The sequence below is a fragment of the Clostridium sp. MB05 genome (assembly GCF_046581255.1).
Lineage (GTDB): Bacteria > Bacillota > Clostridia > Clostridiales > Clostridiaceae > Clostridium.
In genome coordinates, this window is the sequence record NZ_CP174370.1 from 3,260,765 (window position 1) to 3,283,149 (window position 22,385).

Here is a 22,385-nt window from a genome sequence, read left to right on the forward strand (position 1 = left end):
GGGCTAACGTTTCATTAGGTCCTTGAAAAACAGAAAAAATACCAATGATATATTCTACTGTCTTTCAGGCATAAAAACAGTTATTCTTGTACCTATCTCTTTCCTACTTAAAACTGGTGTTAGTATAAAAGAATAAATACACTTTTTATACTAACATCAGTATCATAGTAAATTAACATATTGATTAAAAATTAAAGGAAGTCGCATTTCGCGACTCCCTTTAATTTTACTCTATAGATTTTAAAGCATCTACCATATTTACTTTTTTTAATTTTATGTGCATCATTATCATAACTAATATTGCAAAAACCATTGTAATTAATCCAGAGATTACATAGCTACTCATGTCAACAGTTGGTATCATCATCATATTATCCATTTCTGCCGTGCTTACTAAAAATACATATAATATCTTACCCATAAATGAACCTAAAAGTATTCCTAGTATTGTTAGTATTATATTTTCTCTAAATATATACATTGCTACTTCATTATCATAAAAACCTAGTACCTTTATTGTAGATATCTCTCTTATACGTTCAGATACATTTATATTTATTAAGTTGTATAATACAACAAATGCTAGACTTCCTGAAGCAACTATTATTACTATCATAACTAATCCTAAGTCAGCAGATTCACTTAAACTTCTTATCTTTGAAGCAAGAGTAACATTTATTACTTTATCATTATCCATAAGAGTAGAGGATATTTTGTTATCATCTTCTCTCTCTGAATTTAACTTAAGTAATTGTGCATTATATATTGCCTCACTATTAAATATCTCTTTATAATATGATGGTGATAAATATATATAATGTCCAGCATAATTTTCTACTATATTATCTACCTTAACTTTATGAGAATTATTATCTGAATCTGTTACAATTATATCATCACCTACAGATACATCTAAAATTTTTGCAAGTTTTTCATTTATAATTACACCATTATCAGATAGTTTATATTCAGTACCGCTTTTTCTATCATTTAGTAATATATATTTACTTAACTCATTTGTATTTTCTGGTACATACATAGTAGCAGTTTGCTTGCTTATACCTTCTTTACTAAAAGTAACTGACTCTTGATGAATATTTAAGCTACTTTCATATCCCTTTAAGTTATTTAAAGACTCATTGTATTCTTCATCTGCTTTTTCAGTACTATTATCATCAAATACCACCATAGCATCATACTTTAATAATTTGTCAAATTGAATATCCATAACTGAAGAATTAGATTTTTCAAGAGCCATCCCTGCAACAAGCATAGCCATACATCCTGATATACCAAGGATTGTCATTAACATCCTTTGCTTATATCTAAAAAGATTTCTAAATGTAACTTTTTGATTAAAGTTTAATCTTTCCCATAAAGGAGTAATTCTTTCTAACAATATCTTCTTACCAAGCTTTGGAGCCTTTGCTCTCATTAAATTAGAAGGATTTTCTCTTAATTCTCCCTTTAATACAATTAAGGCTGCTCCTACTGTACAAAGTATTGAAGCTACTAAAGATTGAATTATATATGATGAATAATAGTGTATTTTTACATCTGGTAAAGTAAATGCAAATGCATAAGCTTGATTAATTATATATGGAAGAATACTACTTCCAACTAATATACCAATTACACATCCTACAATACTAGCTAATGCTGCATAAACTACAAATTTGCTAGCTATTTCTAAATCTCTATATCCTAAAGCTTTTAGCGTTCCTATTTCTACTCTATTTTCTTCTACCATTCTCGTCATTGTAGTTAAGCATATAAGTGCTGCAACTAGGAAGAAAAATACAGGAAATACTGAAGCTATTTTATCTAAACTATCAATTGAACCTTTGTAAGTTGAGTAACCAGGATTATCCTCCCTATCAAAGAAATAATATTTACTATCATCTAAATCATTTAATTTCTCTTTTTCTTTATCTATCTCTTTTCGTCCATCTATTAGTTTTTCTCTATTTTCCTTGATTTCTTTTTCTCCATCAAGAAGTTTTTGCTCTGAATCATCAAGCTCTTTCTTAGCCTTATCAAGTTCTAACTGACCTTGTTTTTTACCTTCTTCAAAATCTATATTTCCTTTTATAAGCTCTTCTTTTCCTTTATCTAATTCCTTTTGAGCTTCTTCAAGTTTTATCTTTCCATTATTAAAAATGCTAACTTGCTCTTCATAAGCAGTTACTCCCTGCTGATATTGGGTTATTCCAGCTACTAAGGTTTCCAATTTAGATTTATTTTCACTTACAGTTTTACTAGCACCTTCTATACCATTTGAGATATTAAGTGCTAAAGAAATATTTGTTGGATTTTCTTCTAAACTATTTACTAAATCACTTAAAGCATTTAATCCTAAACTAGGGTTAGATATAACCCCTTTCCAATACTGAATTTTTTCATTTGGAATTTTCTCCCCTTCTTTAAGGTTATTTGCTGTTTCTTTTATATCATTGGAAAGTGCATTGTATGTTGTAATTAACATATTTAAACTATCTATTTGATTTTCATACTCTTTTGTACTTTGAGTAGGATCAATTCCTTTGTTTAAGAATTCTTGCTTTGCATTTTCAAGTTCAATTTTAGCTGACTGAAGTTGTTTTTCACCATCTAAAAATTGCTCTTTTTGCTTATCTAGTTCCTTTTGTCCATTATCTAATTGCTTTTCACCTTCTATTAGTTTTAATTCCCCATCTTTAATTTCTTGCTGATACTTTTCTGCAAATTCTTCATATTGCTTTTTACCATCAAGAAGTTGCACTTTACCATCATCTATTTCTTTTTGAGCATCTTCAAGCTTTCTTTCCCCATCTTCTATTTCTTTATAAGCTTTATCAAATTCTTTTTGTGCATCTAATTTTACTTCCTCAATTCTTTCTATAGCTCTATTTGAATATAAGTCTTCAAGATACTTATTATTTTCTTCCATATTTTCTTTATACTCATCACTATATGAACCAAGATTAGCTACATTTTTAAATCGTACATATATTTCAGTATATACATCCATTGATATATCACTACTATTTAAGACTGCAAAGTAGTCTACACTTCCTTTTCCAACAGTAGTCGTTCCTCTAGATATATTTTCTATATACATAGGACTTTGTACAAATCCAACAATCTTAAAAGTTTTCTTAGTAAAATACTTATCTAAGTCTACATCAGATTCTATTGTATAATCATCACCTATTTTTAAGTTTTCATTTTCCTTTAAAGCATTTTTATCTAAAGATATCTCTCCACTATTTTCAGGTAATCTGCCTTCTGTAACAATATGTTTATTTATATTAGCAGAGTCATTTGGATTATATTCCATAAACCTAACAACATTATTTGTATTAGTTAAATTTACATCTACACTATGTGTTCCATAGTAGTCTAAAATTTTATCGTTATTTTCAAGTAACTTTAGATCATTATCATTAAGACCTACACTAGATACTATCTTACTATCCATTAAATTTTGTTCACTAAAAAATTCATTTATAGATTCTTTTAAGTCTGGTCCACTTGATTTGATTCCAGAGTAAAAGGCAACTCCTAAAAATATTATGGCTAATATAGAACTAAACCTTGCTTTTGAAGATAATATTTCTCTTGTTATTGATTTTTTATATGCTCTATTTTTCATCTTTTATCCTCTACCACTCTATAGACTCAACTAAAACAGGATTTTCATTTACTTCGATACTTCTAACCTTTGCATCCTTGAGTTTTATAACTCTATCTGCAATTGGTGCAAGAGCTGAATTATGAGTTATAACAATTACTGTTGTCCCTGTATTTTTACATGTATCTTGTAATGTCTTTAAAATCTGTTTTCCTGTTTTATAGTCAAGAGCACCAGTTGGCTCATCACATAAAAGCAATTTAGGATTTTTAGCAATAGCTCTTGCTATAGCTACTCTTTGCTGTTCTCCTCCTGACAATTGAGATGGAAAATTACCTTTTCTATGAGCAAGTCCAACTAACTCAAGAGTTTTATCAACATCTAAAGCATTTTTTGAAATTTGTGTAGCAAGTTCTACATTTTCTTTTGCAGTTAAATTTTGAACTAAATTATAAAATTGAAATACAAATCCCACATCATATCTTCTGTAACTTGTAAGTTGTTTATTATTAAATTTAGATATATCAACATCATCAATAATTATCTTTCCTTCATCACAAGTCTCCATTCCTCCAAGTATATTTAATACAGTTGTTTTACCTGCTCCACTTGGTCCTAAAATAATAACAAACTCTCCTTTTTCTATTGAAAAATCAATACCATTGTTTGCTACAACAATATTTTCTCCAACCTTGTATCTTTTATATTCATCTCTTATTTCTATATATGCCATCTCGTTCTCCTTTATCTGTATCTACTTTAAGGCATCTTCAAAAAATAATTTTCAGATGCCTAAAATACTCAATGTTATTAAATAGACACTTTGTTTGGTTAATGCTATAATACTAAGTATAAATAATACATAAGCTAGTTACAATAAGCACATATTTTTATAATGTTATTAAATATACATTTGAGTTATTTTTGTTTATTTAATAGCATATAATTAAAAATTTTTTTGATTAGTTGAAAAGGATGAGTTAAATGGCAGGAGTTAAAGGAAATAGAAGAACTTTATATACTAAAAAAATAATAAAAGAAAGTTTAATTGATTTGCTTAAGCATAAGAAAATTCACGAAGTTACTGTTACTGATATCTGCAAAAAATCAGATATTAATAGAGGAACTTTTTATGCCTATTATAAAGATGCCTATGATTTGCTTAATTCCATAGAAGATGAACTCTTTAATCAAATCTCAGAATATATTGAGGAAACCCCTGTTGAAGATTATAAAGATGTTTTATTACTTAAAGCCCTTGAATTAATTGAGGAGAACAAAGAGTTATGCAAAATATTATTCAGCAAACAAATGGAAAATAACATCATGGATCGTATTGTTTACGTAGCAAGTAGAGCTGAAATTGATAAGCTAGTTAACAATTCAAAAGTTGATGATGTCTTTTTAGATTATTTTATAAAATATTCTGTAGGAGGAGTTGTTTCAGTTGTTCAAACTTGGCTAGAAAATGATTTAAATGAATCTCCTAAGGAAATAGTTAGAATTATAAATCATATTATTGCTTTTCATCCTTAAAATTTTACAAGAAGGTCACTTCGTGACCTTTAATCTTCCAGGAACCCATATGCACCATTCTTACGTCAATGTAGTAGCAAGGCAAGATATGATAATGCTACAAGGATTTGCTCTGAGCTTTATATTATTGCACAAAAAAGAACCTATATAAATATCACTTTAATCATAAGTTTATATTTATAGGTTCCGTTTTATTCTTATAAGGTATATTTTTTAATTGTCTTTGATATAATTTCTGCTTTATTATAAATACTATATATGCCTTTTATTTATTTAGAAATTAGGTCAAAGTTATATCAATTTTATTTCTTTTTAATAGCTACACGCCATATCTCTGGTCCTTGTTCAAGATATTCCCCCTCAAATTGTTCAGTTATAATTCTAAATTATTTATGCCTATTTTACCGCATTTTCAGAAGGAATATTAAAAATTTATTAATTTTCTCACCGCCTGCTGGGGAACCTTTTGAAGGCGTTAGCGACTGAGATTGCCACTCCTAAACCGCTTTAGAAAATCCTACAATTCCAAATGAACCTGGTCCTCCATGAGTAGTAATTACACATCCGGTCTGCATCCATCTAATATTTTCAAAGCCTATTTCCTTTACTTTATCTTCAGCTGCTCTACGAACTGTATCAGACAATCCTATTGACCACAATAGCCACACTTCTTTTTTATCCAAATTTTTCGTATCGCTATATTCTTCTATTAGCTTTGTGACTATCCTTTCCATTTTTCCACGATACTTTTTCTTAGCTACTAAATATCCATTTTCAATTTCAATTGATGGATGTATATTAAGTATTTTTCCACCTATAAAGACTGCATTACTCACACGCCCTCCAGCTCTAAGATACTCTAATTTATTAGGAATAAAACACATTTGGCAAATATCACATAGTCTGCTTACTTCTTTTATCAATTCTTTCATAGTAACATTAGGGTTTGCTTTTAAATATCTTGCTGTTTGAATTACAATTGCCCCCTGACCAATAGATACCTGCTTAGTATCAATACTCGTAACATATTCTCTATCCTCTGCTGCTATCAAAGCACTCTGATAGGAGCAAGTTGTTACTGACGAATATGCTAAATGCAATATCTGTTTATCCGGATATAATCTGTGAATTTCATCAAATACTCTTATAAAATCCTCTGGTGAGCTTCCACTTGTCTTTGGTATTTTATTTGTATTGTTGTAATACTGACAAATTTTTTCAACTGGAAAAGTTCCATCATCAAAAGTTTCATTCCCCATAGTAACATGCATTGGGACAAGGAAAATTCCCATTTGTTCTGTAATATCTTTCGGAATATCTGACCCAGTTTCCGCCACTAATATAATATTACTCATTTTTAATTACCCCTTCTATTATCTAATTATTTTATATTGTTAAAGCTATTTTATTTAATTAATGAAATGAAGTTTACTTCGTTTTCCATCTACTTATTCATATTATAAGTTTGCAATTGGTTTGCTATATAATCATCTAATACATTAATCATAGTATAGCTCTTCTTATTTGTAAATAATTTACTAAATAACCATAATTATATTATAAAATTGTTTTAATAATGTTATAGTTTTATTTTAAAAGTTTCATATTATACATATTTTATTATTCATTACTTCTTCTTTTAATTTCTTCTTGAACTTATTCCCACATCTCCTTTGTAGTTTTCATTCTTTAAGATTGTCACTCACATTTTTACTTTCTTCCTGTGCAAAAGAAGAAAGGACGATAAGCATTAACTCACCGTCCTCTGATAAGGTATTTATAAATTCCTCAAATCCTTCGATATCAGCTTATTTGCGTACTATCTTCACAACTGTCTCCACATGCGTTTTTATAGAAAGGTGATACTAATACTCATAATTAAATGAGTTTATTTCCAACTTATATCTGCTTCTTTTCTTGGAGCAGTTCTAGAATATTTCACATCAGGATATCCAATTACCATGCATGTTACAATCTTTTTACCTTCCTTTACTCCAAGAAAATTCATAATCTTTTTGTTATCTTGTGCAGCTCTTACTAAAAATCCGCTAAATACTGTTCCGAGACCTAAAGCATTTGTCATAAGCTCCATATTTGAAGAAGCTAATGCACCATTTACCTCTGAATTAGCTGTAACTATTATTACTACCGGTGCATTAAAGAACATCCTATCATTTTTATTAGGATTTGCATTATATTCTTCATACATTTTTATCCACATCTCTGCATATTTTTTAAGTTTTATAGTCTGTGGAGTCAGATTGGCTAGTACATCTTCTCCCAATTTCTTTGAACTTTCTATTGCTAAAGCTTTTAGTTCTTGTATTCCTTCTCTTACTACTATATAAGACACCTCTTGTAGGTTGCCACCAGTTTGAGTATACCTACCAGCTTCTATAATTTTAGAAATCTTCTCTTCTTCTACTTCCTTATCTTTAAATTGTCTTATAGTTCTTCTGAATTTAATGAAATTTAGCAGGTTATCAGCATCAACTAAAAACTCATCTTTACTATACTGTTTCACATCTTCCATGTTGTATTCATCTGTTGATATTGCTTCTTTAGGACATATAGCTATACAATGCCCACATTTAATACAAGTTTCATTATTAATCTTGACTTTACCATCAACTATTTCAATGTCTCTTGGAAAGCAATCCTTAACACATAGTCCACAGCCAATACACTTTTCAGTATTTACATTCATCATAATATACTCTACTCCTTATAGGTTCTATTTAATATACTTTTGACTTATATATAAATAAAATTTATAATAAACCTATTAAATTATTTATATATTTTCTGATATATTAGGATTATATCATGATTTTATTAATTATGACTAATTACTAATATTCATACTCATATAACCAAAAGTTATAGATTCACACTATTTTCAAATAAAAGGAGTATGCACATGAATTTACAGCAATTAAAGTATTTTAAAAAAGTAGCTGAAACCCAAAATTTTACCACCGCTGCAGCTTTAGTATCGGTAACTCAACCTGCTTTAAGCAAAGCAATTTCTAAATTAGAGGCAGAATTAAATGTACCTTTATTTGAAAGAAATGGCCGTAATGTTAAACTTACCTCTTTTGGAGAGGCATTTTTAAAACATGCCAATATAGCTCTTCTAGAAGTTGAAAAAGGATTTCGTGAATTACAGGACATGGCAAACCCTGATAAAGGAATTATTTCTATTGCGTCTACTTATTGCATTGGTACATATTTTATGCCTTTTATAATTAGTGATTTTTTAAACAGCTATCCCTGTATTAGATTTCAATTTAGTCATGGATCTACACCTGAAATATTAAATGATTTAAAAGATGGTAAAATAGATTTAGGGGTTTATGACAACATTGATGATGTTCATAAACATACTGAAATCAAATCAATACCAATAAAAAAAGAAGAGTACGTTTTGATTGTTCCAAAAAATCATCCTCTTTCAAATCAAGCGGAAGTTTCTTTAAAAGACTTAAAAGACGAATCATTTATTGTATCTTCTGAAGGAAATAAAGATATGATTCTTTCTTATTCTGAAGTTATTGGCTATACTCCTAAAATTTCTATACAACCTAACGAAGTTAGTATGCTTGGAGGATTAGTAGCTGCTGGTGCTGGTATTACTATAGTTGCTAACGCTCCTCTTATTAATACAAATGCTCTCTCTATTATAAAAATAAAAGAAGATATTGGATATAAAACTATTTATATGGGCTGGCTAAAGAATTCCTACATGTCTCCTACAACAAAAAAGTTTAGAGACTATGTAATATCATTAGCTTCTAAGAGTTAGAAGTTTAGTAAACCCATAAAAAATCCCCTCTCGGGGACTATGAATATTAATAAATTTATACCTAATAACTGTCCGTAAGTCATGGGTAGACTTCAAGCTTTGCTATACCTTCACCTTCGTAACCTGTTGCAACAATATCTAAATCTTGTTCGTGCCAGGGGAGCCTTGCGTAAGGGCTTGCCCTGAGCTTGCTAATTATTCAGTTCTTTTTTTTCAAAAATTCCAAGTGAAATTATATATAGAACTACAATTATAACTATTGATGCAATAAGAGGTACTATTTCAAACTTTCCATCAACAATATCTGTAGGCAAGAAATATTTAAATGGTGTAAATATCCTAATTACTCTTCCATTCCCTACGACATCATATACTATACTTAAGATGAATGTTACAAAGAAAAATAAGTTTCCGTATAAGTTCCCCTTTTCATGATTTTTCACTACAGTTGCAATAAATATACCTATAACACAATACAACATACTAATTATAAATATAGTTAAAGAAAATAATAATATCTCTTTATCTATGTTTTTTTCTAAATCTAAAGTTCTTATAGCTACTATAGAAAAGATATAATTTACAAGACTAAAAGCTGCTAAATATATAGTAGCACTTACAAACTTCATATTTACTATATAACTTCTATTTCTTGGCTTTGTAAAAATAAATTCAAATGTCTTATCAACTACTTCTCTATTAATAATGTTAGTTCCAAGAGATACCCCATATATCATCCCACATATCAATACATAAAATACTAAAATACCATAATAACCATCTATAGATGTAGCATCTAACCCTGACATACCAAAAAGGGCAAGAATTATCTTAGGAAACTTATCAAATAATTCCTTAACTGAGGCTCCTCCTTCTCCACCTATGCCAGTAAATTTTACTACTCCAGCAAATACTAGAAAAAATAGACCTATTGTCCAAAATATAAAAGGTTTTAATCCTGTTTTCAATTCCTTTTTTAATATATTCATTACATTCACCTCCTAGACAGCTTGTATATCGCTGTTTTTGTATTTAATAAAAGCAGCGCCTATACAAACTACTATTACAACTATTGCTGTAATAACATATTTCACTTCGAAAGCTCCATTACTAAAAACAGAATTTGGAGCAAAATATTTCATTGGTGCTATATAATTTAATATCTCTTCATCTATAATGTTAACTACCGCTGATATTATAAAACCACCAAACCCAAAAGCTATTGCTATACCAGCTATACTTCTTACTTTCTTTACAAATATTGCGAATATAATTCCCAAGGATAAAAATACTAATTGAGTAAAAAACAAACCACTTGTAGCTAATAAGATTTTTTCAATTGTTGTAGTAGTATCTCCACTGCTTTCATATATAAAATAAGCTGAAGTAATAAAAACAATATTAGTAACTAATAGAATAGAAATATTAGCTAATAATTTACATGCAAATATTTTTTCTCTGGATATCGGTTTTGTAAAAAGAAAATCCATAGTCTTAACTTTTTTCTCTCTAGCAAAAGTTGATACACCTAAATATACTGCCATTATTGCTCCACATAAAACTATATAATTAGAACAGAAAGAGTAAAATCCCCCATATTGAAATATTTCTTTTATGTTAAATCCAAAAGCTGCAGTAAATTCCGGTGGAAAATTAGCTACTACTGACTCTATATCTTTTGCTCCATCAATATAAAGAGGATACATAGCTTTCATAAATACTAAAATTAATACTAACAAAACTACTAGCCAGATAATTGAATTTTTTAAGGCTGACTTCAATTCAAATTTAAATATATTCAATGTCTTGTACCTCCTTATGCTTCATAATAGTGCATAAATACTTCCTCTAGCGAAGGCTCAGTTATATCTATGTTTGTTAATTTAAATTTTCCTATTTCCTCTAATAGTGAGTTAATATTACCTTTATAAAGGAATGAAATATTTTGACCATTAATTTCAACATTTTTAGATCCAGGTATATTTAACTTCTTAGGTGTTTCATCAGTTATATTAAAAGTTACTTTTTTATATGAACTTTGCTTTAAATCACTTATTTTTTCAGTTTTTATAATTCTTCCATCTTTTATAATAGCTACTCTGTCACAAATCCTTTGAACTTCACTTAATATGTGTGATGAAAATAACACTGTAGCTCCTCTCTCATTTTCTTTTTTTATAATTTCGAAGAATTTCTTTTGCATTAAAGGATCTAACCCTGATGTAGGTTCATCTAGTATTATTAATTTAGGTGAATGTAATAAACCTTGTACAATCCCTACTTTCTTCTTATTGCCTAAGCTCATATCTTCAATCTTTTTATTTAAGTCTAATTCAAGGGCTTCTGATAATTCCTTTATTCTTGCAGAGCAATCTTTACCATAAAAGCTAGCAGAATAATTTAGTAAATCCTTAGCTTTCATATTATCATAGTAGAATACTTCTGATGGTAAATATCCAACTTCCTTAAGAATATTCACTTTATCTTTTTCACAGTCAAGTCCAAAAATTTTAGCTTCACCACTTGTTTTGTTTATTAAGGAAAGTAGCGTTCTAATGGTGGTAGACTTACCTGCTCCATTAGGTCCAATAAAACCAAATATTTCGCCCTGCTCCACAGTTAAATTGACATCAATTATCCCCCTTGATTTCCCGTAACTCTTAGTAAGATTTTTAGTTTCGATTATAATATCCATATTATAAATCCTCCTTATATGAAACTTTTTTTAACATACTACACCACATTTTATATTCCTTATTAAACTCATCATAATCTACATGTGAATTTCTACGATTAAGTTCATGTAAATACCCATCTGCCATCCAAGTAAGCATTTTTACTATATCTTTAGGATTAACATCGTCCTTAAACTTTGTTAAATCTATATTAGTAAAGTACTGCTTATAAAGCATATCTGTAACATCAACAATCTTATTATTTAAATCCTCAGAAACATCTTCCTTTTGAGAATAAAAACATTTAACTATAAATTCAGCTATAAATGGACTTTCCTTTAACAATTGGACTTTTCTGGATCCTGCATACTGAATTAACTCAAAGAAATCAGTTATATCTTCAAAATTAGATTCCACTATATTTTCTGTAATTAATTTCGTTGCATATTCATATAAAAACATATATAGAGTTTTTTTATTATGAAAATAATAAAATAACAATCCCTTAGATATACCTGCATAGATTGCAATATCTTCAGTAGATGATCTTTTATAATCATTCTGAGAAAACACTTTAAAACCTGCATTAATAATGCTCCTTTGCTTTTCTATTGGTAACTCAAAAAATTTTTCATTCATAGTAACACCACCATAACCACTTTAGTTTAACTATATGAGTCAGTATAATTATATAATACTCCATTGACTATAAATTCCAAGGGATTATCTATAAAATTTTTTATTCTTTAAGCTGAATGTCAAATTAATTAAATTCTAAAAATGCAAATTTTTTCATCAATATAGTTTCCTTGGCATAAAAAAGTGATAGAGCCTATGATTACATAAGTTCTACCATGTTCTATAATATATTACATTAGTTGACTTTTGAATTATTACACTAATAACCACTTTTCTAAAGTAATTTCACCTATGCCTTTAATAGCAATACTATTATCAATTCCTTAATTTTAAATTCTGTACTATAAGTTTTGTGTTTTATTGACATAAAAAATCACCCCATTATGTAGATTGTACACAACCCTTTGTCTACTGTCTACATAATGGGGGTAAGAGCACTTGAAATCAAGAGCTTTCTATATGTATCAAAATTATAGTTCTTATTTGGTGGAGGTGAAGCATATAGAACCTCCATACTAGTTTATATTAAAACACTATACTTTCATAATTTAAAAATTTACATTCCAATATGGTGCTACTAATATTTGTAGTTACCTTATTTTCCTTTAAAGTAACTACATTTACATTCCAGTGTGGTGTTACTAATATTTGTAGTTATCTTATTTCTCTTTAAAGTAACTACATTTTCATTGATTTACAATCTATTTAAATATTTATTCCATAAGAACTTTTATGCGATAAGAAAGAAGAAGTCCCCTTTACAGACACCCCTTCTTCTTTACTTAAATAATCCACTAAACTATCATTTATTTTAAATTTTATTGACTCTATTCCTCTTAATTAATTTATACACTTATTCTAAATCAATTTTTATTGATTGATTTTTAAGTAGTTTAAAATCATCTTGCTTAGAGGCACCTATTTTCTTAATCTTAGATATGTCTATGTTCTCATTTGTAAATTTAAATATTTCAGTATATATACCATTTTGTCTATCAACTTTACTAGATAAATATACGTGACCAAAATCAATATCGTTTCCATTTTCATCATAAAAAGAAAACGTTGGGTCAACTACTACTACCCCTTCTTTTTTATAGTCTATCTTTAATGCATTATTTTCAAATTGCATATCTTGAATCATTAATTTTCCATTTTCACTTACATTTAAACTCACTGGAAAACTATTTAAATCATTTTTAATTTTATCTTTTTCTTGATGTTTATCTTCCCACTCTATAGGTACTAATGTAACATACTTCATATCTTTATTTGAATTTATAAATTCATAAGAATTTGTAACCTTCCCAAAGGAGCTTCCATGTAAACTAGTATTAAGTACATCTAGTGAATTTCCTTTGTCATCATATAATGCAAATATTGAAAAAAATCTCTCTGTAGAAGTTTCTTCAGATATAACTATTTGATTTCCGAAAGGTGATAATGTAACCTTTTCAATATTTATATCATGCTTAAAATCGCTTAGGTTAATAGTTGCTTTCTTATTAGGATTAACTGAAATAGTTTCTACTTTAGCATCTTCTTTACTAACCTTAGTATCTATTGTCCAGTTACCCTTTTTTCCGAATATTTCATCACAAGTTATTCTCAAATCAAAAGTGTCATTAAGATTAACTTGAGAAATATTCTCTCTTTTCATTACTTTTAATATTTTATCAGACTTAAAATATGCATCTATATCATTATTATTCCCTATATAATTATTATCACCATTTATACTTGATATTAAAAATGGTGATGTAAATGTAGCTGTCCACGGAGTATCTTCTTCAACTTTTTTTATAGTTTCTGTACTTTCTATTGTATAAAAAGTATTTAAAAAATTATCATCAACTGCAACATTATCAAGGGTTACCTTTATCCCTTTATCTTCTACTGTAATGCCTGTTGCTTTATTGAATTTATCAAAATTATCCTTATTCGATATATATTCTTGTCCATATTGTCCATTAAAAAACTCAACAATCCCTTTTATCATCTCTTTTCCCTGGGGTGTCATTGCAAAAACAGTTGTAACATTCACAACAGTAAGTATAGCTACTATAGCTATTATCTTACGAGGTATCATCTTTTTTATTTTTTTATTTTCTAATCTATCTAAGGAAGTCTTTATTGTATTATCAAAAGCTATTGATGTTTCCCATTTTTCGTTTTTTATCTTACATTTAATTAGCTTATCAAAATCATCCATTTATATTCCTCCCTCACTTTCTTCTAATATAGTCTTAAGTTTAGCTTTAGACCTACTTAATCTAGATTTTACTGTACCCTGAGAAATACTTAATACCTCACTTATGGACTTTATACTCATATCTTCATAATAAAAAAGTATTAAAACAGTTCGAAATTCTAATTCTAATTTTTCAATCTCACACATAAGTTCATATGGAGCATTTTCTTCATAACATATGTTATAAACAGTCATATTTTCTTCAAGCTTTATTTTATTTTGTCTATTGAGTAATGCATAACATTCATTAACAAGAATTCTCATAATCCATGATTTAAAACTATCTCTACTTTTAAGCCTCTCCAAATTCTCATAAGCCTTTACTATAGCTTCACTAACAGCATCTTGTGTATCATGTTCATTTTTGACTATACTCTTTGCAAGTCTATATAACGGTAATTTATTCTCTTCAATGAGCTTAATAAATTCTATCTTATCAATCTTCTTAATTGTATCCCCTTCTATTTTGGATTTATTAAAGCTATAAAAATTTAAAACTTTAGTGCTAATACTCATCCTTTTCCCCTCCTTACACTATTAAGATAAATATCTATACCAAAAAGTTCCCTTAATATATCTTTTTGTTATAGATGTAAAAATTTATATAAATATATCATATACTTTCTTCAATTTTCAAACAAAGTTTTCTAATTAAAAATTCCCGTAATATAAAGCTATACTACGAGATCTTTATCAAAAAATAATCTATATTATAATTTTTAATAATATAAGTTGTTTCTATAATTTAATTATCAAATTTCAGTAAATTTCACATTTACTTATGATACAGTTCATTATTCTTAATCCTAAAAAATAAATAAACCTCGACAACACATTTCTGTATTGTCGAGGGTTTCATGGTGGATGCGATGCGTGCCCTTTGAAATCCACTATTATATTTAATTATCTAAATTAAAAGCTATAATATATAGATATAAATTCATACTCATTCTCGCTTACCTGTTCCATGATATATAAAGATACAAAAATATATTGGTAAGATTGATATTTTTATAATAATATTAAATACAATATCTATATTTACTAAAACATGTCCGAAAATGCCGTATCTAAAACTTGTTCTATTCTTAACTGAGTTTCCTCATCTATAGATAACAAAGAATATATCTCTAAATCAATTAGTTGCATAATATCGTAAATCTTCTTATTATGATTATCAAAATAGGATTCACAATCATCATACTCATTTCCATTTGTTGAACACTTCCCACCTTTATCTTCACATGCTATGCATCTTTTATTCATATTTTGTACAAATTCATTTTCAATTTCTATTATTTTATCCACTAAATTATCTATTTCTAAAGTTGTCTCTTTCGGTATATTAGTTGGTATCCTCAATGAATTAAATACATCTGGTTTAAATATGTTAAATGTACCTTTTAACAAATATACATAATAAAATAATGCTTTTGATTTCAAAAATGCACTAATAAACTTAGTTGAAATACTATTACTATATATCTCCTTTACCTTTAACACAAGCCCTATTGTAGTTGTAAAAATATATCTATCATCAGAATTATCATAATGTACTACTCCAGAATTGGATATTATGATTTTTTCACCACCAAACTTTTCTATTTGCATATTTTCTATATCATTCATAGAAAAAGAATGCACTTCAGGAGTAAATCTATATACTGCATCTTTTATTCTTGGCTCTGCACTACATAATAGTATTACATTTCCTGTTTTCTCAAACTTTATTAATCTGTGGGAATATAAATTTGTTGCTCTCTCTATTAATTCTAACTCTATAATGTCACTTATGGAAATCGTATATTTTTCGAAGTTATTGATATACTGTATAACTTCTACTCCATCATTATATACCAATAATAAATCAGAAATCTTTTTCAATTTATTTTTATTTACTGTCAATATATCATTATATTTATTAGCCATTTTATCTTGAACATGTCTTAATATATCACTTGGATGCGCTTTTTTAGATACTCTATTTTCTACAAAATAACATTCATCATTATACCAATATAAGCTTTCTTCTCCCCCATTAACTCTAAGACTAATCAATTCATATTTTCCTAAATTATATGTTTCGAACTCTATATTAGGCTTAGGGTTTACAAGTTCTATTACACTTGCCTTTAATGATTCCAAATCTGCTTTATTAACTTCTACACCAACTGGATTTTTATATTTATCTACTCCTATTAAAATATTCCCATATTCGCCATTTGATAATGCACATACTGATTTGCATATTTCATCAATTTTATCTTTAAATGAATCTACTAATATATTTTCTTCATTTTCTATTAATTGTTTTATTATACTCATTGTTTGCATTGGTGCAGGAGATGATATATACTCATCTGGATTGAAGAATGCACTTCTTAGATCATTAAATTCTAAAGAATTAATCTTAAAATATGCACGTGGAGTTCCAATTCTATCTCCTTCATTATTATGAAAATCTGAACATTGGAAAAATGCTATTGGAGATGCAGCTTCTCTTTTATATTCTTTATTATTAAAAACATTACGTATTACCTCTTTAGTACTATGAGTATTATATGTTATTCCCATCAGATTTTGTGATTTCAATATATTTGCTCTATATATACTTTTATCTAAACTTTCCCATATGCCTTTTTTTCTATCTACATGAGCTGCAATTACTATCGCTTTTTCCTTAAATGTTGAACTAACCTCATTCATTAAATCGATAACAGTCCACTTCGAAAGTACCCCATTTTCATCTTTTCCTTGGTTTACTTGTTCATATCCGCCTCTATATATAAACTCTTCTATTGATGCCACATTTAACTTTTCATCAAAAATTATTATCATATGTATTTGATCTTGTGTTGTAAACTCAACACCTGGAAAAAACTTAACTCTATCAAATATATTTTTAAGCATATTAAGTTCTTCTATTTCTTTTTTTATATCTTCTGATAAAATTGAAATATCTAACTTATTATATATTTCAAGTTTTATATTTATGTCTCTTATCATGTCATTTAGTTTTCTATAACCATTAATTGAGTTATGATCTGTTATACACACAGCATCTAAATTTGCTTCTCTAATTTTTACTAATAATTCTTTATATGCATCATTTTCCTCTTCACCATTTCGATTATAACATTTTGATTCAGGTGTATGTACATGGAAATCAATACTGAAAATCTTCTTTTCATTTTCTATCATTAACTATTCCTCCACAGTATTAAAATGATTAATTACATTTATTTCTCAATCATTTTAATTTCAAACTCGGTAATTATAATTCACTACACACCTTATTATACCATTTGTACATCTAATATCCAATTTTTTATGCAATAATTTTCCTTTAGATTTTTGCTAAATAATTTTCTCACCAACTCGTACATAAGTCAAACATTTTTTTATTCACTTACAGTATTTCTAATAAACATGAATTATTTTATGTGCTCCTAAAAATTTCTTAATGTATAACATATTACTTTTTGTCATCCTCTTTACCTCCAGCTTGAACGAATATAACACTTCTTACTATAAAAATAACAATATAACATTAGCTTTGATGTTTTTTATTAAGCTACCTTATATTTGTCTATTTTTTCATTAACTTACACTCTTCATCCACAAACTCTCTTTTCATTCCATCTTCTCTTGAAACACTATATCAAATCTCTAGTTGCTTATAACTTTTCTTTATATAAAGCATCTATAATCTTTGTGAACATTTTATATAACCAATGTCCAATTTATCATTTAGATAACTTATAACTAAATTTTCGATATTCTACTGCTTTATTTAATGCATTTATTCTATTTTTCGTCAAAAAAGAATTACATTGTATGTTACTTTAATGCAGCTTTAATAACTATTATTTCTTTAACAAAATTGCTTATGAACGTTCTGCATTTTGGAATATTTCTGCTAAGTACATATTTAATAAAATCTGGTAATACCATTCCTATACAAGCTTATATAATTACATACTTGGCTTCCATTGATTATATATTTATTATTTTTCTAATTATTACTGTTCATTTTATTGTTGTGATACACCGTGACAATAAAAAAACATGACCACCTGTAAGTAGCTATTCAAGCCACATGCAAATGGTCGTGGATTTGTTGGTGGAGGCGAAGCGTATAGAACCTCCATACTAGTTTATATTAAAATAATATACTTTCATAATTAAAAAATTTACATTTCAATATAGTGCTACTAATATTTGTAGTTATCTTATTTCCTTTTAGAGTAACTACATTTACATTCCAATATGGTGCTACTTAAATCCATTTGTCTTTGTCTTAGTCTTGTTTCTTCCATTATTTTATCCTAAGACTCACCTGATATTATCATTTGCTTTGCTTTTTCATAAACTTGATTTTTAGTTTCTTTGTTCATGTTCTTCCTCCAAATAATATTTTTTTCATGTTATTTGTAAAACTTAAATCAATTATTACATATAAAAGATAAATAACTTTAAATTATATTAATCAAGCTTATGAACCTTACTTTTTCTAGTGAATTAACTTGCTTTCTATATATATCTTATAATAACTAATCAATAATTTTTAATAACTCTAGAAATGCCACTTACCTATTAATAGCTGCCACTTGCCTGTTAAATATGGAAAATAAATCAATAATATCATATTATTATATTAAAGAGATAACCAATTAAAATAAATGCACGTTATTTTAAATACAGACCTAGGAGGATATTATGAAAGTATCAGTTGAAGAGATAGGACATGATAAAGAGGAATTTGCATCTATATATATACATGAAAAAACTAACTCAATTAATACACTTATTGATTATATAGAAAATGATGAGTACAAAAGCATCAAATTATCATGTTATAAAAATGATCAGCTTTTTAAGATACAAAGTAATGATATATTTTATGTTGAAACAAATAAAGATACTTTATTAATTCATACAAATAACCAAACTTATGAATCAAAAAATCGACTTTACGAATTAGAAAAAATACTACCACCTAAGTTTATAAGAATTTCAAAGTCAACTATATTAAACTTGGAAAAAGTATCAATGTATAGTCCATTACTTAATGGGCTAATGGAAGCTAAATTAATAAATTCAGAAACAGCTTATATTTCAAGAAAATATTTAAAAGAAGTAAGAAATCGTATAAAGGGAGGTTTATAATATGATGAGGGAAAATATAGTTAAAGGAACTAGTATTGGTTTTACCTTGCTTATAAGCTCAATCTTAGCACTAAGGTTTACTAATGATATTGAAAATACATTAAAAGCATTTCAATATTTTATACCTATTTTAATTATCTATATTCTAATTGGAATAGCTATTCAATATCTTCATAACTTGCCACCTAGAAAAAATATTAATGGTACAAAAGGAATAGAATCAGTTTATTGGCTTTTTTTAATTTGTGCTGTATTAGAATTTTTAGCAAGTTTTATCCCAGCATATATTCGTTGTATAGTATTAGTAAATATAATGGTGATAATTATTCTTTGGCTTATTGATTATATATCCCTTAGTAAAGTTGCCAAAGAGTTAAATGGTGTTACATCCTTTAAAAATAGAACATTAGCAATAGATTTAAAAAGCAAACCCAAAACAAAGGAAGAGTTTTTTCAAATTCTAGAAAGACACTGTAGTACTAGTAATATTTCATTAGAGTATATTGAAAAAGATTTACCAGCTATAGTTAAAATGAATGGTGTTTTAAATAAAGCTGAAATAAGTTACTATTATGACCTTACAGGAGTATTAGTTTATGCAATAAAAATAACTGAACTATAAGAAATCTCAGAGCCTATTATTAAAATAGATAATGTATTATGTAAATGCATAGTATCTACTGCTGGCAGATTTGCAAACCATGTTATTAATTGTAGAGAAATATAAATTAATTAAAATTTAATTGAATTTAAAAAGATTTATTATAAGTATAACGGGCGTTATAGTTTTTACTAGCGTAACCAAAATACATTTAAATAAAATTAAAAGTTATGACTATAATTTAATATAAGTCATAACTTTTTTTTAAGTCTGTCAATAATTTTGTGTAAATCTCCACAATCATGATCAGAAATTAGTCCTTCTTTAATTAAAAAACATATAAAATCAACTAAGTTCTGAAAGAACAATTATTAATATGAAAACTGACTATTATATAAATCATAATAGAATCCTCGTTTTTCTAGCAATTCCTTATGATTTCCTTGCTCTATTATATTTCCCTTATTCATAACTAATATTTTATCAGAATTAACAATAGTTGAAAGTCTATGAGCAATGACAAAGCTGGTTCTTCCTTCCATAAGCTTTGAAAATGCCTTTTGTATTCTAACTTCTGTTAAGGTATCAATAGAACTTGTTGCCTCATCTAGTATAAGAATTTTAGGCTCTGCAAGCATTACTCTAGCTATAGTTAATAACTGTCTTTGACCTGCTGATAAATCTTCATCATTTATTATGGTATTGTATCCATTTTTTAATCTTTTAATAAAAGAATGTGCATGGGCAGCCTTTGCTGCATTAATTATTTCTTCATCTGTTGCATTTTCCTTACCATAAGCAATATTTTCTTTTACTGTACTATTAAAAAGCCATGGGTCTTGAAGTACCATTCCAAAGTTTTTTCTTAAACTATCTCTTGTTAGGCTCTTAACATTGATATCGTCTATATATATTGCACCCTTATCTATATCATAGAATCTCATTAATAAATTAACTAATGTAGTCTTTCCACAGCCTGTTGGACCAACAATTGCTATTGTTTCACCAGCTTTAGCTTCAAAAGAAAAATCTTGTATTAATGAAATACTTTTATCATAAGAAAAATATACATTTTCAATTTTAACATTACCTTTGCAGTTATCTAACTCTATAGCATCATTTTTATCTGGCTCTTCTGATTTCTCATCTATTATATTAAATATACGAGTTAAAGAAGCAAAAGCAGTTTGAATTTGAGCTGTTATTCCAGAAATCTCATTAAAAGGTTTTGCAAATTGAGCTGAATATATTAAAAAGCTTGAAACTATCCCAACAGAAACTCCTTCTTTTATAGCTAAAATTCCTCCAACAAAACCAACAGCTATATAAGATATATTGTTTATAAATCTTGTACTTGGATTTATAAGGGCTGAAGCAAACATAGCTTTTATAGCTGTTTTAGAAAGATCATCTGAAATTTTTTCAAATTGTTCCATTGCTGTTTTTTCTCTATCAAAGGCCTTTACTATTTTTTGATTACCAACTATTTCTGCTACAAAAGAAGATAACTCTCCAACTGATTGTTGTTGTCTTAAAAAAGACTTTTGACTAAATTTACTTATAATTGAAGCAATAAGAAAACATATAGGTGTTACTACTAATATAGCTATTGTAATTTTAACATTTAAATATAACATGCATATAAGTGCTGTAATTACAGTAACTACTCCAGAAAATACATTAGTAATTGATACAGCTAAAGCATCACTTACATTGTCTAAATCGTTAGTAAAACGACTAATTATATCTCCATGTGGATGATGATCATAGTAAGCTAATGGTTGTTTATTTAAGCTTTCAAAAGTATCTCTTCTCATATCCCTAACTATTAAATATGAGACTCTATTTGCATATAGTGATATAAGCCACTGAAATAACGATGAAATTAAGTATATAAACCCTAGGTATATTAGTATTACTACTAAATTTTTAAAATTTACATTATTTATTCCACCAATATTATCTATTGCTAATCCACTTAAATATGTTGCAACAACTACTCCAATATTAGTGATAAATGCGCAGAAAATTGCTAGTATAACTTGAACTTTATATCCCTTTACATATCTTAATACTCTTTTAAAATTATTCAAAAC

General features: G+C 27.5%; 16 protein-coding genes. 4 read left to right on the forward strand and 12 right to left on the reverse strand.

Annotation, left to right across the window (positions count from 1 at the left end):
• Window positions 1-226 precede the first annotated feature (226 nt).
• Together ACH36K_RS15270 and ACH36K_RS15275 are read right to left on the reverse strand one after the other, a co-directional pair.
• On the reverse strand, window positions 227-3,634 hold the full coding sequence (locus ACH36K_RS15270) for an FtsX-like permease family protein (protein WP_411168464.1): 3,408 nt from the start codon (window positions 3,632-3,634) through the stop codon (window positions 227-229).
• Window positions 3,635-3,644: 10 nt separating this feature from the next.
• Window positions 3,645-4,346: an ABC transporter ATP-binding protein gene (locus ACH36K_RS15275; protein ID WP_411168465.1), complete on the reverse strand. Its 702-nt coding sequence runs from the start codon at window positions 4,344-4,346 to the stop codon at window positions 3,645-3,647.
• A 251-nt stretch (window positions 4,347-4,597) separates the two neighbouring features.
• Here ACH36K_RS15275 and ACH36K_RS15280 point away from each other — a divergent pair, with 251 nt between their 5' ends.
• A complete protein-coding gene (locus ACH36K_RS15280) occupies window positions 4,598-5,149 on the forward strand; it encodes a TetR/AcrR family transcriptional regulator (protein WP_411168466.1) in 552 nt (183 codons plus the stop codon).
• 497 nt (window positions 5,150-5,646) lie between these two features.
• On the opposite strand, the gene ACH36K_RS15285 is transcribed toward ACH36K_RS15280, so the two are convergent.
• Window positions 5,647-6,504 carry a DegV family protein gene (locus ACH36K_RS15285; protein WP_411168467.1) on the reverse strand — a complete coding sequence of 286 codons (858 nt, stop codon included), beginning with the start codon at window positions 6,502-6,504 and terminating at the stop codon, window positions 5,647-5,649.
• 533 nt (window positions 6,505-7,037) lie between these two features.
• The gene (locus tag ACH36K_RS15290; protein WP_411168468.1) at window positions 7,038-7,859 is read right to left on the reverse strand and encodes a nitroreductase family protein; all 822 of its coding nucleotides are present in this window, start codon (window positions 7,857-7,859) and stop codon (window positions 7,038-7,040) included.
• 210 nt (window positions 7,860-8,069) lie between these two features.
• Between ACH36K_RS15290 and ACH36K_RS15295 the strand changes: the two genes are divergently transcribed.
• A complete protein-coding gene (locus ACH36K_RS15295) occupies window positions 8,070-8,954 on the forward strand; it encodes a LysR family transcriptional regulator (RefSeq protein WP_411168469.1) in 885 nt (294 codons plus the stop codon).
• A gap of 191 nt (window positions 8,955-9,145) precedes the next feature.
• On the opposite strand, the gene ACH36K_RS15300 is transcribed toward ACH36K_RS15295, so the two are convergent.
• The 7 genes from ACH36K_RS15300 to ACH36K_RS15330 form a co-directional block, all read right to left on the reverse strand.
• Window positions 9,146-9,943 (reverse strand): ABC transporter permease subunit, encoded by a 798-nt coding sequence (locus tag ACH36K_RS15300; protein WP_411168470.1) that lies wholly within the window; start codon window positions 9,941-9,943, stop codon window positions 9,146-9,148.
• 12 nt (window positions 9,944-9,955) lie between these two features.
• Window positions 9,956-10,756, reverse strand: coding sequence for an ABC transporter permease (locus ACH36K_RS15305; RefSeq protein ID WP_411168471.1), 801 nt, complete (start codon window positions 10,754-10,756; stop codon window positions 9,956-9,958).
• A gap of 14 nt (window positions 10,757-10,770) precedes the next feature.
• Window positions 10,771-11,649 carry an ATP-binding cassette domain-containing protein gene (locus tag ACH36K_RS15310; RefSeq protein WP_411168472.1) on the reverse strand — a complete coding sequence of 293 codons (879 nt, stop codon included), beginning with the start codon at window positions 11,647-11,649 and terminating at the stop codon, window positions 10,771-10,773.
• Between the two features lies 1 nt (window position 11,650).
• On the reverse strand, window positions 11,651-12,268 hold the full coding sequence (locus ACH36K_RS15315; protein ID WP_411168473.1) for a TetR/AcrR family transcriptional regulator: 618 nt from the start codon (window positions 12,266-12,268) through the stop codon (window positions 11,651-11,653).
• Window positions 12,269-13,121: 853 nt separating this feature from the next.
• Window positions 13,122-14,480 carry a DUF4179 domain-containing protein gene (locus tag ACH36K_RS15320; RefSeq protein WP_411168474.1) on the reverse strand — a complete coding sequence of 453 codons (1,359 nt, stop codon included), beginning with the start codon at window positions 14,478-14,480 and terminating at the stop codon, window positions 13,122-13,124.
• Window positions 14,481-15,035: a sigma-70 family RNA polymerase sigma factor gene (locus tag ACH36K_RS15325; protein ID WP_411168475.1), complete on the reverse strand. Its 555-nt coding sequence runs from the start codon at window positions 15,033-15,035 to the stop codon at window positions 14,481-14,483.
• A 528-nt stretch (window positions 15,036-15,563) separates the two neighbouring features.
• Window positions 15,564-17,720, reverse strand: a complete 2,157-nt coding sequence (locus ACH36K_RS15330) for an RNA-binding domain-containing protein (RefSeq protein ID WP_411168476.1) — start codon at window positions 17,718-17,720, stop codon at window positions 15,564-15,566.
• Between the two features lie 1,518 nt (window positions 17,721-19,238).
• Between ACH36K_RS15330 and ACH36K_RS15335 the strand changes: the two genes are divergently transcribed.
• Entirely contained in the window at window positions 19,239-19,688 is a 450-nt protein-coding gene (locus tag ACH36K_RS15335) for a LytTR family DNA-binding domain-containing protein (protein WP_411168477.1), read from the forward strand.
• A 1-nt stretch (window position 19,689) separates the two neighbouring features.
• Window positions 19,690-20,310 (forward strand): DUF4318 domain-containing protein, encoded by a 621-nt coding sequence (locus ACH36K_RS15340; protein ID WP_411168478.1) that lies wholly within the window; start codon window positions 19,690-19,692, stop codon window positions 20,308-20,310.
• A 350-nt stretch (window positions 20,311-20,660) separates the two neighbouring features.
• On the opposite strand, the gene ACH36K_RS15345 is transcribed toward ACH36K_RS15340, so the two are convergent.
• Complete coding sequence (locus ACH36K_RS15345; RefSeq protein ID WP_411168479.1) at window positions 20,661-22,382, reverse strand: ABC transporter ATP-binding protein; 1,722 nt, start codon at window positions 22,380-22,382, stop codon at window positions 20,661-20,663.
• Window positions 22,383-22,385: the final 3 nt, after the last annotated feature.

Bases quoted from the DNA above. Each gene is read 5' to 3' on its own strand.
- ACH36K_RS15285 (WP_411168467.1), bottom strand. From the start codon at position 6,504: ATGAGTAATATTATATTAGTGGCGGAAACTGGGTCAGATATTCCGAAA.
- ACH36K_RS15335 (WP_411168477.1), top strand. From the start codon at position 19,239: ATGAAAGTATCAGTTGAAGAGATAGGACATGATAAAGAGGAATTTGCA.
- ACH36K_RS15300 (WP_411168470.1), bottom strand. From the start codon at position 9,943: ATGAATATATTAAAAAAGGAATTGAAAACAGGATTAAAACCTTTTATA.
- ACH36K_RS15280 (WP_411168466.1), top strand. From the start codon at position 4,598: ATGGCAGGAGTTAAAGGAAATAGAAGAACTTTATATACTAAAAAAATA.
- ACH36K_RS15295 (WP_411168469.1), top strand. From the start codon at position 8,070: ATGAATTTACAGCAATTAAAGTATTTTAAAAAAGTAGCTGAAACCCAA.
- ACH36K_RS15320 (WP_411168474.1), bottom strand. From the start codon at position 14,480: ATGGATGATTTTGATAAGCTAATTAAATGTAAGATAAAAAACGAAAAA.
- ACH36K_RS15325 (WP_411168475.1), bottom strand. From the start codon at position 15,035: ATGAGTATTAGCACTAAAGTTTTAAATTTTTATAGCTTTAATAAATCC.
- ACH36K_RS15270 (WP_411168464.1), bottom strand. From the start codon at position 3,634: ATGAAAAATAGAGCATATAAAAAATCAATAACAAGAGAAATATTATCT.
- ACH36K_RS15290 (WP_411168468.1), bottom strand. From the start codon at position 7,859: ATGATGAATGTAAATACTGAAAAGTGTATTGGCTGTGGACTATGTGTT.
- ACH36K_RS15315 (WP_411168473.1), bottom strand. From the start codon at position 12,268: ATGAATGAAAAATTTTTTGAGTTACCAATAGAAAAGCAAAGGAGCATT.
- ACH36K_RS15330 (WP_411168476.1), bottom strand. From the start codon at position 17,720: ATGATAGAAAATGAAAAGAAGATTTTCAGTATTGATTTCCATGTACAT.
- ACH36K_RS15310 (WP_411168472.1), bottom strand. From the start codon at position 11,649: ATGGATATTATAATCGAAACTAAAAATCTTACTAAGAGTTACGGGAAA.
- ACH36K_RS15275 (WP_411168465.1), bottom strand. From the start codon at position 4,346: ATGGCATATATAGAAATAAGAGATGAATATAAAAGATACAAGGTTGGA.
- ACH36K_RS15340 (WP_411168478.1), top strand. From the start codon at position 19,690: ATGATGAGGGAAAATATAGTTAAAGGAACTAGTATTGGTTTTACCTTG.